The organism is Arthrobacter sp. Soc17.1.1.1 (assembly GCF_036867195.1).
Classification (GTDB): domain Bacteria; phylum Actinomycetota; class Actinomycetes; order Actinomycetales; family Micrococcaceae; genus Arthrobacter_D.
The window spans coordinates 1,447,505-1,461,617 of the sequence record NZ_JBAJII010000001.1; the positions used below are offsets into that span (position 1 = coordinate 1,447,505).

General features: G+C 71.9%; 13 protein-coding genes. All 13 read left to right on the forward strand.

Going from position 1 to position 14,113, the window contains the following annotated elements; all coding sequences use genetic code 11:
• Nucleotides 1-2: 2 nt before the first annotated feature.
• Nucleotides 3-1,499 (forward strand): UDP-N-acetylmuramoyl-tripeptide--D-alanyl-D-alanine ligase, encoded by a 1,497-nt coding sequence (locus tag V6S67_RS06525; RefSeq protein WP_334209466.1) that lies wholly within the window; start codon nucleotides 3-5, stop codon nucleotides 1,497-1,499.
• Nucleotides 1,496-2,596, forward strand: coding sequence for a phospho-N-acetylmuramoyl-pentapeptide-transferase (gene mraY, locus V6S67_RS06530; protein WP_334209467.1), 1,101 nt, complete (start codon nucleotides 1,496-1,498; stop codon nucleotides 2,594-2,596). Before V6S67_RS06525 ends, mraY begins: the two co-directional genes overlap by 4 nt.
• The gene (gene murD / locus V6S67_RS06535) at nucleotides 2,593-4,161 is read left to right on the forward strand and encodes a UDP-N-acetylmuramoyl-L-alanine--D-glutamate ligase (RefSeq protein ID WP_334209468.1); all 1,569 of its coding nucleotides are present in this window, start codon (nucleotides 2,593-2,595) and stop codon (nucleotides 4,159-4,161) included. The genes mraY and murD overlap by 4 nt, the downstream gene beginning before the upstream one ends.
• Entirely contained in the window at nucleotides 4,161-5,570 is a 1,410-nt protein-coding gene (gene ftsW / locus V6S67_RS06540; RefSeq protein ID WP_334209469.1) for a putative lipid II flippase FtsW, read from the forward strand. Before murD ends, ftsW begins: the two co-directional genes overlap by 1 nt.
• A complete protein-coding gene (gene murG / locus V6S67_RS06545; RefSeq protein ID WP_334209470.1) occupies nucleotides 5,567-6,688 on the forward strand; it encodes an undecaprenyldiphospho-muramoylpentapeptide beta-N-acetylglucosaminyltransferase in 1,122 nt (373 codons plus the stop codon). Before ftsW ends, murG begins: the two co-directional genes overlap by 4 nt.
• Nucleotides 6,685-8,118, forward strand: coding sequence for a UDP-N-acetylmuramate--L-alanine ligase (murC, locus tag V6S67_RS06550; RefSeq protein ID WP_334209471.1), 1,434 nt, complete (start codon nucleotides 6,685-6,687; stop codon nucleotides 8,116-8,118). Before murG ends, murC begins: the two co-directional genes overlap by 4 nt.
• Nucleotides 8,115-9,032, forward strand: a complete 918-nt coding sequence (locus V6S67_RS06555; protein WP_334209472.1) for a cell division protein FtsQ/DivIB — start codon at nucleotides 8,115-8,117, stop codon at nucleotides 9,030-9,032. Before murC ends, V6S67_RS06555 begins: the two co-directional genes overlap by 4 nt.
• Nucleotides 9,033-9,318: 286 nt before the next feature.
• Entirely contained in the window at nucleotides 9,319-10,512 is a 1,194-nt protein-coding gene (gene ftsZ, locus V6S67_RS06560; protein WP_104049777.1) for a cell division protein FtsZ, read from the forward strand.
• Between the two features lie 3 nt (nucleotides 10,513-10,515).
• A complete protein-coding gene (locus V6S67_RS06565) occupies nucleotides 10,516-11,328 on the forward strand; it encodes a polyphenol oxidase family protein (RefSeq protein ID WP_334209473.1) in 813 nt (270 codons plus the stop codon).
• Nucleotides 11,328-12,185 (forward strand): YggS family pyridoxal phosphate enzyme, encoded by an 858-nt coding sequence (locus V6S67_RS06570; protein WP_334211546.1) that lies wholly within the window; start codon nucleotides 11,328-11,330, stop codon nucleotides 12,183-12,185. The genes V6S67_RS06565 and V6S67_RS06570 overlap by 1 nt, the downstream gene beginning before the upstream one ends.
• A 99-nt stretch (nucleotides 12,186-12,284) precedes the next feature.
• On the forward strand, nucleotides 12,285-12,806 hold the full coding sequence (locus V6S67_RS06575; RefSeq protein ID WP_334209474.1) for a cell division protein SepF: 522 nt from the start codon (nucleotides 12,285-12,287) through the stop codon (nucleotides 12,804-12,806).
• A 61-nt stretch (nucleotides 12,807-12,867) separates the two neighbouring features.
• Nucleotides 12,868-13,158: a YggT family protein gene (locus V6S67_RS06580; RefSeq protein ID WP_334209475.1), complete on the forward strand. Its 291-nt coding sequence runs from the start codon at nucleotides 12,868-12,870 to the stop codon at nucleotides 13,156-13,158.
• Between the two features lie 144 nt (nucleotides 13,159-13,302).
• Nucleotides 13,303-13,977 carry a DivIVA domain-containing protein gene (locus V6S67_RS06585; RefSeq protein ID WP_334209476.1) on the forward strand — a complete coding sequence of 225 codons (675 nt, stop codon included), beginning with the start codon at nucleotides 13,303-13,305 and terminating at the stop codon, nucleotides 13,975-13,977.
• Nucleotides 13,978-14,113 lie beyond the last annotated feature (136 nt).

Consider the following 14,113-nt stretch of genomic DNA (forward strand, 5'->3'; position numbering starts at 1 on the left):
ACATGATTGAATTCAGCGCAGCCGAGATCGCGGCACTCACAGGCGGTGCCCTCGTCGGCACCGATGCCGGCCTCCCCGCCATCACCGTCACCTCCGCAGCCACCGACTCCCGCGAATGCGTCCCCGGGTCCCTCTTCGTCGCGAAGCCGGGCGAGGAGTCGGACGGGCACCTGTTCGTCGGCGGCGCCTTCGAACGCGGCGCGGTCCTCGCGCTGGCGGAACACGCGGTCACCCGACCGGACGGCACGCCGTTCCCGTCCGTCGTCGTGCCCGACGCCGTCCTCGCCATGGGGGCACTGGCCGCCGAGACCGTCCGGCGGCTCCGCGCGCACGGCGAGGTGACCGTCATCGGCATCACCGGCTCCGCCGGCAAGACCACCACCAAGGACCTCCTGGCCGGCATCCTCGCCGCCGAGGCACCCACCGTGGCCCCGCGCGGCTCCTACAACGGCGAGGTCGGCGTACCCCTGACCGTCTTCGAGGCGGACTGGGACACGCGGTACCTCGTCATCGAGATGGGCGCCACGAAGCCCGGCCACATCGCGTACCTCGCCTCGCTCGTCCAGCCGGACGTGGGCGTGGTCCTGGGGGTCGGCTCGGCGCACGCCGGCGAGTTCGGCGGCGTCGAGAACATCGCCCGGGCCAAGGGCGAGCTGTTCGAGGCCCTGCCCGCCGCCGGCACCGCGATCATCAACGCCGACGACGAACGCGTCCTCGCGATGCAGGCCCGCACCTCCGCGCGCACGGCGTTCTTCACGTCCTCCGACGACTTCACCGCCGACGGCTCGGACGTGGTGCGCGCCCGCAACAGCACGACGACGCCGGACGGCAGCCCGTCCTTCACCCTCGTCTTCCCGGACGGCAGCGAGCACGACGTCGTCTCCCCGCTGCTCGGCCTCCACCACACCACCAACCTGCTGGCCGCGGCGACCGCCGCCTACGCGGTGGGCTGTGCCCCGTCGGCCATCGTCGAGGGCCTGCGCACCCAGGCCGCCGCGAGCCGCTGGCGGATGGAGCGGACCGAACGCGCCGACGGCGTGACCGTCATCAACGACGCCTACAACGCCAATCCCGAGTCCATGCGCGCCGCGCTGCGGACCCTCGCCGAACTCGGACGCGCCGGCCACCGGCGTACCTGGGCCGTCCTCGGCGAGATGCTCGAGCTCGGCGACCGCTCGATCGAGGAGCACGACCTCCTCGGCCGCGTGGTCGTCCGGCTCAACATCTCCAAGCTCATCTGCGTGGGACCCAACACCCGGGCGCTGTTCAACGGCGCCGTGCTGGAGGGCTCGTGGGGGAGCGAGGCCGTGCACGTGGACGACGTCGAAGCCGCCGAGCGGATGCTCGCCGCGGAGCTCGCGCCCGGCGACATCGTGCTCTTCAAGTCCTCCAACGGCGCCGGGCTGCGTTTCCTCGGCGACCGTGTGGCACGCCACCCCTCTGCAGAATCTGAGGCGGTCAGCGATCCTGACGCCTCCGGAAAGGCCCCGCAGCCGTGATAGCACTCCTCATAGGCTCCGCGTCGGCGCTCGTCTTCGCCTTCGCCGGCACACCCCTGTTCATCCGGCTCCTGGTGAACAAGGGCTACGGCCAGTTCATCCGCGACGACGGCCCGACCGCCCACCACACCAAGCGCGGGACGCCGACCATGGGCGGGGCAGTGATCGTGGGATCGGTGCTGCTGGCCTACTTCATGACACACCTCGTGATGATGATGGTGGGCTCCCCGGTGGGCGGCCCCAGCGCCTCGGGACTGCTGCTCCTCTTCCTGGCCGCCGGCATGGGGCTCGTGGGCTTCGCGGACGACTACATCAAGATCTCGAAGCAGCGCAGCCTCGGCCTGAGCGCGCCGGCGAAGATCGCCGGGCAGACCGCGGTCGGTGTGATCTTCGGTGTCCTGGCCCTCCGGTTCCCCAACGCGGAGGGGCGTACCCCGGCGTCGACGGCCATCTCCTTCATCCGTGACACGCCGATCGACCTCGCGTTCGCCGGGACGGTCCTCGGGGCCATCCTGTTCGTCATCTGGTCCAACCTCATCATCACCGGCGCCAGCAACGGCGTGAACCTGGCCGACGGCCTGGACGGCCTCGCCGCCGGCGCCTCCATCCTCGTGTTCGGCGCGTACATGCTGATCGGCATCTGGCAGAGCAACCAGAGCTGCGGCTCGCCCGGGGCGGGCGGCGTCTGCTACGAGGTCCGCGACCCCCTGGACCTCGCCCTGATCGCCGGCGCGATGAGCGGTGCCCTCGTGGGCTTCCTGTGGTGGAACACGTCACCCGCGAAGATCTTCATGGGCGACACCGGATCGCTGGCGATCGGCGGGGCCATCGCCGGGTTCGCCATCCTCTCCCGCACCGAACTGCTCCTCGTGATCCTCGCCGGCCTGTTCGTGATGATCACGCTCTCCGTCATCATCCAGGTGGGCTACTTCAAGCTGTCGGGCGGCAAGCGCGTCTTCAAGATGGCGCCCCTGCAGCACCACTTCGAGCTCAAGGGCTGGCAGGAGGTCACGGTGGTGGTCCGCTTCTGGATCCTCGCCGGGCTCTTCGTCGCCGGGGCACTCGGGATCTTCTACGCGGAATGGGTCGTCGGATGAGCGCAGCGAACGGACACACCCCCCTTCGGGAGACGCCGCGCCTGAAGGGCCTGACCACCTGGGATGCCGACTGGGCCGGGCTACGGGTCGTCGTGGCCGGTATCGGTGCGTCGGGCTTCTCCGCCGCGGACACCCTCGTCGAACTCGGCGCGGTCGTCGTCGTCGTGGACGCGGGGGCCACCGAGGAGAACGAGGCGAAGGCGGACACGCTGCGCATCGTCGGTGCCCGCGACGTGCTGCTCGGGGCCGAGCACGCCGCCGCGCTCCCGCTCGTCGACGGCGACCTGCCCGACCTCGTGGTGACCTCCCCGGGCTGGCGCCCCACGCAGCCGCTGCTCGCCGATGCCGCGCGCGCCGGCGTCCCGATCTGGGGCGACGTCGAACTGGCCTGGCGCGTGCGCATCCGGGAAGGACGCCCCACGGCCGAGTGGCTCACCATCACCGGCACCAACGGCAAGACCACCACCGTCGGGCTCACCGAGTCCATGCTCCTCGCCGGGGGCAAGCGTGCGGTGGCGGCGGGCAACGTCGGCACGCCCATCCTCGACGTCATCCGCGACCCGCAGGGCTACGACTTCCTGGCGGTGGAACTCTCCAGCTTCCAGCTCCACTGGGCGCATTCCGTCTCACCGCTCGCGAGCGTCTGCCTCAACGTCGCCGAGGACCACGTGGACTGGCACGGCAGCTACGAGGCGTACCTCGCGGCGAAGGCCTCCGTGTACGAGCGGACGAGGATCGCCTGCGTCTACAACGTCGAGCAGCGCGAGACCGAGGCCATGGTCGAGGAGGCCGACGTCGTCGAGGGGTGCCGGGCCGTCGGTTTCACCACGGGCATGCCGTCCGTCAGCATGATGGGCGTCGTCGAGGACCTCCTCGTGGACCGCGCCTTCATCGAGCAGCGCAAGGACTCCGCGGCCGAGCTCGCGTCCATCAGCGAACTCGGCGAGGTCGTGCCCCGCCACCTCGTCGCCAACGCGCTGGCCGCTGCCGCCCTCGTGCGCGCTGCCGGCCTCCCGCCGGCCGCTGTCCGCGACGGCATCCGTGCGTTCCGGCCCGGCGACCACCGCATCCAGGTGGTCGCGAACGAGGACGGGGTGCTCTGGATCAACGACTCGAAGGCCACCAACCCGCACGCCGCCTCGGCGTCCCTCGCCTCCTTCTCCTCCGTCGTGTGGATCGCCGGCGGCCTGTCCAAGGGCGTGTCGTACGACGACCTCGTCCGGGACCACGCCCGCCGGCTCCGCGCCGTCGTGCTGCTCGGAGAGGACCCGGCGCCGCTCCAGGGCGCCCTCGCCCGCCACGCCCCCGACGTCCCGGTCTCCCTGCACCCCGGCGCCCGGACCGGGGACGGGCACGACGGCGGGCCCGACCCGGCGACCGGCGACGCCCTGATGCAGTGGGCCGTCGACGAGGCAGCACGGCTCGCGCGGGACGGCGACACCGTCCTGATGGCGCCGGCCGCAGCATCGATGGACCAGTTCTCCTCCTACGCGCACCGCGGAGCCGCCTTCATGGCGGCGGTCGGCGCGCGCGGGGGCCAGGCGCCGACCGCGAAGGAGTCGTGATGAGCACGCCTACCCGTCCGGGCGGACGCAAACCCTCCGTACGGCCGGCGCGCACCACCGACCCCGGCCGACCCGCCGGCCCTCCCGCAGGGACCGGGCGCGGCCCCGCCACGACGAGTGCCGCGGCCAAGGCCCACACCGTCAAGGCAGTCGGCACGACGGCGGCGCCCCGCACCGCCGAGCCGGAGGACCGGCCCTCGAAGGGCCTCCGCGCGCGGCTGCGGCGCGGCTGGGTGTTCCTGGAGGGCACGGACCGGACGCCCTCGGGCTCCAGCTACTACCTGATCCTCGGCGCTGCGCTGGCGCTCACGGCCATCGGCCTCATGATGGTGCTCTCCGCGTCCTCCGTGGAGGCCATCTCGGAGGGCAAGGACACGTTCGACCTCTTCCTCAAGCAGGCCGTGTGGGCCAGCGCCGGGCTCGTGCTCATGGTGATCCTGTCCCGGCTCGGCCCCCGCGCGTACAAGGCACTCGCGTGGCCCAGTCTCGCGATCGCCGTGGTGCTGCTGATCCTCGTGCTCGTCATCGGCGTCGAGATCAACGGCAACAAGAACTGGATCCAGATCGGCAGCCAGACCTTCCAGCCGTCCGAGCCGACCAAACTCGCCCTGGCCCTCTGGTTCGCGGCCGTCCTCGAGCGCAAGAAGGCGCTCATCCGGGACTGGAAGCACGCCATGATCCCGGCCCTGCCGTTCGGGGGGCTGCCCATCGGCCTCGTGCTGATCGGCGGTGACCTCGGCACCGGGCTCGTGCTCATGATGATCGCCGGAGCGGCCCTGTTCTTCGCGGGAGCACCGATGAAGCTGTTCAGCCTCGCCGGACTCGCCGCCGTGGCCGGTTCCCTGGTGATGGTGGCGACGAGCTCCAACCGTGGCGGGCGCATCAGCGCGTGGCTGGGCCTGAACTGCGACGACGGTGCGGACCTCTGCCTGCAGTCGGACAACGGGCTGTTCGCCATGGCCTCCGGTGGCTGGTTCGGTGTGGGCATCGGCCAGAGCCGGCAGAAGTGGAACTGGATCCCCGAGGCCCACAACGACTTCATCTTCGCCATCATCGGCGAGGAGTTCGGGCTCCTCGGCACCCTCGTGGTGATCCTGCTCTTCGGCATCCTCGCGGTGGCCACCATCCGTGTGGCCCTGCGCTACACCGATCCCTTCGTACGGATCCTCATGGGATCGATCCTCGTCTGGCTCATCGGGCAGGCCTTCGTGAACATCGGCATGGTCACGGGACTGCTTCCCGTCATCGGTGTGCCGCTGCCCTTCATCTCCTACGGAGGGTCCGCCCTCACCTTCACCCTCGCCGCCGTCGGCGTCCTGCTGTCCTTCGCGCGCAAGACGCCGCACGCGCCGGTCGCCGGGCCCCCGGCCACGTCCTCCACCCCGAGAAGAGATCCCGCACTTCCATGACACACCCCTCACCTCCTGAACGCACCGTGTCGGTGGTCCTCGCGGGCGGCGGCACGGCCGGCCACATCAGCCCCCTGCTCGCGATCGCCGGGGCGATCGTCGACCGGCGGCCCGGCACCCGCATCACCGCCGTCGGCACGGAGGCGGGCATGGAGACGCGCCTCGTCCCGGCTGCCGGTTTCGACCTGCGGACCATCGACCGCGTGCCCATGCCGCGCCGGCCCTCCATCGACCTCGTCAAGCTGCCCGTGCGCCTCGTCCGCGCGGTCCGGCAGGCACGCGCCATCGTGGCGGACGCGGCAGCCGACGTCGTCGTCGGCGTGGGCGGGTACGTCTCCACGCCCGTGTACCTCGCCGCCTGGACGCGGCGCGTCCCCGTGGTGATCCACGAGGCGAACGCGCGTCCCGGGATGGCCAACCGGCTCGGTGCCCGTATCGCCGCGCGCGTCGCGGTGGCCTTCGACGGCACCGGACTGGCGGACGCCGTGCTGGTGGGCATGCCCATGCGCCGCAGCATCGCGGACCTGGACCGCACGGCCGGCCGAGCCGACGCCCGGGTGTCCCTCGGACTGGACCCGGACCGTCCCACCCTGATCGTGACCGGTGGGTCCTCGGGAGCGGCGAGCCTGAACCGGGCCGTCGCCGCCGCCGTCCCCGACCTCGTCGCGGCCGGCGTGCAGATCCTGCACATCACGGGGCGGGGCAAGCAGGTGACGGGGCAGGACGGTGCGCCGCTCGCCGCGGCCGGCTACCACCAGGTCGAGTTCGTCGACGGCATGGAGCGTGTCTACGCGGCCGCCGACCTCCTGGTGGCGCGTGCCGGGGCTGCGACCGTGAGCGAACTCAGCGCCGTGGGTCTCCCCGCCGTGCTCGTGCCGCTGCCCCACGGCAACGGCGAGCAGCGGCTCAACGCGGCCGGACTCGTCGAGTCCGGCGGCGCCCTCCTCGTGGACGACGCCGGCTTCACCCCCGCGTGGGTCCGCTCTACCCTGCCGGCGCTCGTCACGGACCCCGCACGGCTCGCCGCGATGTCCGCGGCGTCCTACGCGCAGGGCGTCCGGGACGCGGACCGCCGGATGGCGGACCTGGTCCTCGACGCAGCACGGGACGCGCGATGAACGCCGGGCCCCAGGACACGGGAGGCGCGCGCCTGCGCGAACCCGTCCACTTCATCGGCCTCGGCGGCGCCGGCATGTCCGCCGTCGCACGCGTGCTCCTCGGCCAGGGCGTCCGCGTCTCCGGGTCCGACGCCGCGGACTCCCGAGGCCTCCGCGCCCTCGAAGCCCTCGGCGCGGAGGTCCACGTGGGCCACGCCGCCGCCGCCGTGCCCGACGACGGCACGGTGGTGATCTCCTCCGCGATCCGCGGGACGAACCCCGAACTGGCGGAGGCGCACCGGCGGGGTCTGCCGGTGCTGCACCGCTCGCAGGCCCTCGCCGCCGCCATGCACGGGCTGCAGGGCGTCGCCGTGGCCGGCACGCACGGCAAGACCACGACGACGGCGATGATCACCGTCCTCCTGCGCGAGGCCGGACTCGCGCCGTCCTTCGCGATCGGCGGTGACGTCGCCGCACTGGGCGTCAACGCCGCGTGGACCGGTGGCGACATCTTCGTGGCCGAGGCGGACGAGTCCGACGGCTCCTTCCTCAACTACGCGCCCCGGATCGCGGTGGTCACCAACGTCGAGGCGGACCACCTCGACCACTACGGGACCGCCGAGGCAGTCCACGCCTCGTTCCGGCAGTTCGCGCAGCAGCTGCCCGAGGACGGTCTCCTCGTGGCCTGCGCCGACGACGCCGGCGCCGCCGCCCTCGCCGCCGACGTCCACGAGCCGCGCCGGGTCCGCACCTACGGCTACGCCGCGACCGCGGACCTGCGCATCTCGGACACGCGGGCCGTCGGGAGCACCACCAACAGCCTCCTCTCGTTCGCGGTCGACGGGCTGGACGCCCAGCAGGAGCTGCAGCTCGGCGTGCCCGGCCGCCACAACATCCTCAACGCCGCCGCGGCCTTCGCCGTGGCCCTCGAACTCGGTGTGGACCCCGCCGTCGCGGCCTCCGCGCTGTCGCTGTTCTCGGGCGCGGCCCGCCGCTTCGAGGCCCGCGGCGAGGGCGACGGCGTCCGCGTGTTCGACGACTACGCCCACCACCCCACCGAGGTGCAGGCCGCGCTCACGGCCGCCCGGACCGTGGCGGGCGAGCACCGGGTGCATGCACTGTTCCAGCCGCACCTGTTCTCCCGCACCCGGGAGTTCGCCGCGGGTTTCGCGTCGGCGCTCTCGCTCGCGGACTCCGTGACGGTCCTGCCGGTCTACGCGGCGCGCGAGGACCCCGTCGCCGACGTCGGGGGCTGGACCATCACCGATCTGCTGCCCGGTGCCGCCTACATCGAGGATCCGCAGGAGGCCGTGCGCGCCGCCGCCGCGAACGCGCAGGCCGGCGACATCATCCTCACCATCGGTGCCGGCGACGTCACGCAGTACGGCCTGCAGCTCGTCACCCTGCTCCGCGAGCGGGCAGACCGTGACCGGTCGGGGGGCGCGGCATGACGCCGCGGAAGCCGCCCGTCACCCGCGCGGCCGGTCCGCGTGCCGCGTCCGCGGAGGCCGGGAGGATGCCGTACGGTGCGACGCCCTCGAAGAACAGGACGGGACCGAGGAACACGACGCCGCCGAAGAACGGGACGGGGCCGGGCGCGACCGTCTCGCAGCTCGACCGCAGCGGCGGTGGAACGCCCGCGCCGGGCACGGTCATCGACTTCCCGACCCCGCGGAAGTCGCACCGGCTCCGGACCCTGCTGCTCACCATCTCGGCGCTGATGCTGGTGCTCGGCGGCGTGGTGGCTTATGCGGTGTTCTCGCCGGCCCTCGCGCTGCGGACCGTGGTGGTCGAGGGCAACGTGCTCGTCCCCACGCAGGAGGTGGACGCCGCACTGGCCCCGCTGACGGGCACGTCGCTCACGCGCATCTCCGCCGACCGGGTCCGCGGACTGCTCGCCGACAAGGCACCCATCGAGGACGTGCAGATCGCCGCGGAGCCGCCCTCCACGCTGGTGGTCACGGTCCGGGAACGCGTGCCGGTCGCGGTGCTGCAGAGCGGGCGGGAGTTCGTGCTGATCGACGCCGAGGGCCGCCAGCTCGCGAGCGTCGCCCAGCGGGACCAGATCAAGCTGCCCCTGATCGACGGCGGGACCAACGCGGTGAACTCCGAGGTGTTCTCCTCCATCACCACGGTGCTGGCCGAGCTGCCCGTGGGTGTGCTGTCCCGGCTCAACAACGCCTCCGCGGCGAGCGTGGACTCCATCCAGCTGTCGCTCTCGGGCGACCAGCGGATCTTCTGGGGGAGCTCCGAGCGCAGTGCCGAGAAGGCGCGGGTGCTCGAGGCGATGCTGGCCATGCCGGCGAGCGATCCGCCGGTCCGTGAGTTCGATGTCAGTACCCCCGACCGGCCGGTGACGCGATGACGCGCGCCGGCAGGGGAGGGGCAGGTGCAGGTGCAGGTGCAGGCGGATCCCGCCTCGTCGGGGAGCCGATCAGAGGCCGGGCCCGGAGGCAACACGCGGCGACACGCCCGACACACTGGGTCCGGTCTTTGCAACGCGCAGCGTATGCACCTAGCGTCAAGGATAGAAGTTACCTGACATAACGTTAACTCTCAACCTGAACGTTAACGTTTTCTCACGTGAAGGTTCGGCCGAAACCCTCGGCAGCCCCCGTACAGCACACAGATTCGAACAAGGGACACAGGACGTGGCAGCACCTCAGAATTACTTGGCCGTCATCAAGGTCGTCGGCATCGGCGGCGGCGGCGTGAACGCCGTCAACCGGATGATCGAGGTCGGGCTCCGCGGCGTGGAGTTCATCGCCATCAACACGGACGCCCAGGCGCTGCTGATGAGTGACGCGGACGTCAAGCTCGACGTCGGGCGCGAACTCACCCGCGGCCTCGGCGCAGGAGCGGACCCGGAGGTGGGCCGGCGCGCCGCCGAGGACCACTCGGAGGAGATCGAGGAGGTCCTGCGGGGAGCGGACATGGTCTTCGTGACCGCCGGAGAAGGCGGCGGCACCGGGACCGGTGGCGCACCCGTGGTCGCGCGCATCGCGCGTTCGCTCGGCGCCCTGACCATCGGCGTCGTCACCCGCCCCTTCACGTTCGAGGGGCGCCGCCGGTCGAACCAGGCCGAGAGCGGCATCGACACCCTCCGCGAGGAGGTCGACACGCTCATCGTCATCCCGAACGACCGCCTGCTGTCCATCAGCGACCGGAACGTCTCCATGCTGGACGCGTTCCGCTCGGCCGACCAGGTGCTGCTCTCCGGTGTCCAGGGCATCACCGACCTCATCACCACGCCGGGTCTGATCAACCTCGACTTCGCCGACGTCAAGTCCGTGATGCAGGGCGCGGGTTCGGCGCTCATGGGCATCGGCTCCGCACGCGGCGAGGACCGTGCCGTCAAGGCAGCGGAACTGGCCATCGCGTCGCCGCTCCTCGAGGCCTCCATCGACGGCGCGCACGGCGTCCTGCTGTCGATCCAGGGTGGCTCCGACCTCGGCCTGTTCGAGATCAACGAGGCCGCCCGCCTGGTCCAGGAGGTCGCGCACCCCGAGGCGAACATCATCTTCGGTGCCGTGATCGACGACGCACTCGGCGACGAGGCCCGCGTGACGGTCATCGCCGCCGGCTTCGACCAGGTCGACGCCACCTCGCAGCCGGCCGCCGCAGCCGCCCCCGCGTCCCGGCCGGCCGTCGCGCCGAGCGTCGGCGGTGACCACCAGCGCGTCCCCGCCACGGCGGGCCTCGGCGCCTGGTCGCAGCAGCGCGCGCAGAACGTCCAGGCCGTACCCGCCGACTCGGGCTTCGACGTCGACCTCCCGGCGATCGTGGAGCCCGACCTGTCCGCAGGCCGCTCCGACGACCTCGACGTACCCGACTTCCTGAAGTAGTCGGTGCACTCACCCGCGCAGCCCGGACTGGCCTCCCCGTTCCACTGGAGCGCCGAGGTCCGTCCGGGGCTCCGCGTCGCCTTCACGAGCGCCGCGGCGGGTAACCTCGCACTCCACGTCGGCGACGACGCGGAGGGCGTGCGGGCGAACCGCCGAGCGCTCGAGGCCTCGATGGGCGTGGCCGGGGGATCCCTCCGTTTCATGAGCCAGACCCACTCCGACCGCGTCGCGGTGCTGGAGGACGGCCCCGCCCGCGGCGGTGCAGTCGGCGGGTCCGGTCGCGTCCACGGGGACGTCGACGCCGGCGTCGCCCCCTGGGTCCCCGACGCCGACGGCATGGTCTCCCGGACAGGTCTCCAGCCTCTCGCGGTCCTGGTGGCCGACTGCGTGCCCGTCGTCCTCGCGGATGCCTCCATCGCCGAGGGCGGCACGGGCGCGACGGCCGTCGTGCATGCCGGCCGTGCCGGCGTCGGCAACGGGATCGTCGCGAACGCCGTGCGCTCACTCGTGCAGGCCGGCGCACGGGATCTCACAGCATGGATCGGTCCGTCGGTCTGCGGCTCCTGCTACGAGGTCCCCGAGGACATGATGCGCGCCCTGGCCGGCGTCCTCCCCGAGGCCGCGGCGCGGACCCGTACGGGCACCCCGGCCCTCGACCTGCCGGCCGCGGTCCGCCGCCAGCTCGAGGACGCCGGGGTCGTCGTCGGACGGGTCACCGGGAACGGCCCCGCGTGCACGCTCGAGAACACCGCCCTGTTCTCCCATCGCCGCGAGCCGGGCACCGGCCGCATCGCCGGCCTGGTGTGGCGCACGTGATGCACGACGACGGGACCGGACCGGCCGGAGGGACCGGGGGACCCGGACGCACCGCCCGTGCCCGCGAGCTCGAGGCGCGCCTCGAGGCCGTCCGCGCCCGCATCGCCGCGGCCTCCGCGGGCCGGAGCGAGCCGGACCTGATCGTGGTCACGAAGTACTTCCCGGCGTCCGACGTACGGATCCTCGCGGACCTCGGGGTGACCGACGTGGGGGAGAACCGCGACCAGGAGGCCGCGGCGAAGGCCGCGGAGCTCGGGGACCTCGCGCTGCGCTGGCACTTCATCGGGCAGGCGCAGACCAACAAGGCGAGATCGGTGGTCCGCTACGCGCACAGCATCCACTCGGTGGACCGCGCCGCGCTGGTCGGCGCCCTCGGGAAGGCGATGACCGCCGAGCAGGCCCGGCGGGATGCAGCAGGACTGCCGGGGCGCCCCGACCTCGACTGCTTCCTCCAGTTCGCACTCGACACCGCCGACGAGACCGGAGGCGAGACCGGAGGCGAGCCCGGAGACCGGCCGGCGTCCGCCGTCGGGTCCACGGCAGGGGCCACCAGCGGAACCCGGCCGGCAGGCCGGGGCGGGGCACTCCCGGCTGAGGCAGGCGACCTGGCGCGCGCCGTCACGGCCACACCGGGACTCCGCCTCGCCGGCGTCATGGGCGTGGCTCCGCTCGGGGCGGACCCCGCGGCAGCGTTCGCCCTGCTCCTGCGGATCAGCGGAACGATCCGCTCCGTCGAGCCGTCCGCAGCGGCCGTCTCCGCCGGCATGAGCGGGGACCTCGAGGCGGCCGTCGCGGCGGGCGCGACACACCTGAGGATCGGCTCTGATGTGCTCGGTCCCCGTCCGGCCGTGGGGTAGCGTCTGAAGCTAGAACGGCGGCACGCTGTGCCGCCGGGCGTGGCGCCCCCGGCACGCCGTCCGACCCCACCAATCCACTCATTCAGAACAGGAGTCACCATGGCTGGCGCACTGCGCAAGACGATGATCTACCTTGGGCTCGCCGATGGTGATGAGCACTACGAGCCCGAAACGAAGAGCGCGCACAGCAGGAACGAGGACTACTCAGTGGATTACGACCGCGACGAACGCCACCTCGAGCCCGCCCCGGCGGCCACCCGGGTCGCTCCGGCCGAGGAGTACCGCGCACCCGTGACGCCCATCAAGCGGGCCCCGTCGTCGCGTGAGGACTCCGCGGCGCTGCGCCAGATCACCACCATCCACCCGCGCTCGTACAACGATGCCAAGCTCATCGGTGAGAGCTTCCGCGACGGCATCCCGGTGATCATGAACGTCACGGACATGGGCGAATCCGACGCCAAGCGGCTCGTCGACTTCTCGGCGGGCCTCGTCTTCGGCCTGCACGGCAGCATCGAACGGGTCACCAATAAGGTGTTCCTGCTGTCGCCGTCGTATATTGAAGTCCTCGGCGAGGACCTGAAGGCAAGCGAAGCACAGACCAGCTTCTTCAACCAGAGCTGACCGACGCGGCCACCACGGTCGCAGCGGACCCTCCGATGGCCCGAAGGACTGGAACGTCTCCGTGAGTTTGGTATTCGCCCTGATCTACCTGGTACTGATGCTGTTCCAGCTCGCCCTGATCCTGCGGATCATCTACGACGCCGTGCAGGGCTTCGCGCGTGACTGGCGTCCCCAGAAACTCGCCCTCGTGGTCGCCTCCGGCGTGTACTCCGCGACGGACCCGCCCATCAAGGCGCTCCGCCGGCTGATCCCCCCGCTCCGCCTGGGCGGGGTGCAGCTCGACCTCGCATTCCTGGTGCTCTTCATCGTGGTGCTGATCCTGATGTCCGTGTCGGCAGGGCTCGCAACCTAGCGTCCGAGTCCGTTTCGTGATGCAGTTCCAGAAGATATACGCTGATTCACAGATCGACGTGAGTCCCGTGTTCATGTCCGCAATTCGGTACCGCAGCCATGCCCGCCTCCCGGTGGGAGGCTTCTATCAGTATGAGGTGACCAGATGGCTTTGACGCCAGAAGACGTTGTCAACAAGAGGTTCCAGCCGACGAAGTTCCGCGAGGGCTACGACCAGGACGAGGTGGACGACTTCCTCGACGAGATCGTCGTCGAACTCCGCCGCCTGCACTCGGAGAACGAGGACCTGCGCCGCCGGCTCTCCGGCGACGCGACCGACACGTCGTCCGACGCCACCTCCGAGACGTCACCGGACGCCTCGCAGGTCACCGTCCCCGCCCCGGTCTCCGCCAGCGCCCACACCGAGAAGGTCACGGGCGACACGTCCTCCGTGAAGGCAGCCGAGGCCGTCGCCGACGTCGAGGAGCCCACCCCGGCTCCCGCCGCCCCCGCCGCCGGTTCCTCCGCCGAGTCCGCGGCCGGCGTCCTCGCGATGGCCCAGCGCCTGCACGACGAGTACGTCAACGCCGGTGTCGAACAGCGCGACAAGATCATCGCCGAGGCGCAGATCGAGGCCAGCGGCCTCGTCAACGACGCCCAGGAGAAGAGCCGCAAGACCCTCGGCGACCTCGAGGAGCAGAAGACCGTGCTCGAGCGCAAGGTGGAGCAGCTGCGCGGCTTCGAGAGCGACTACCGTGCCCGCCTGAAGGCGTACATCGAGGGTCAGCTCCGCGACCTGGACGCCCGCGGCTCGCTCGCGACCGACGCCACGGCCTCCTAGCAGGACGCCCGGCCCGACCGCGTGTCGGGCCGGCGGAAGGGCCGGTTGCCGGGGCGTGATCCCCGGCGGCCGGCCCTTCCGCCGTTCCAGCCACCGCGTACCGTGGTGGACACACCAGCGAGTAGACCTTGGACGC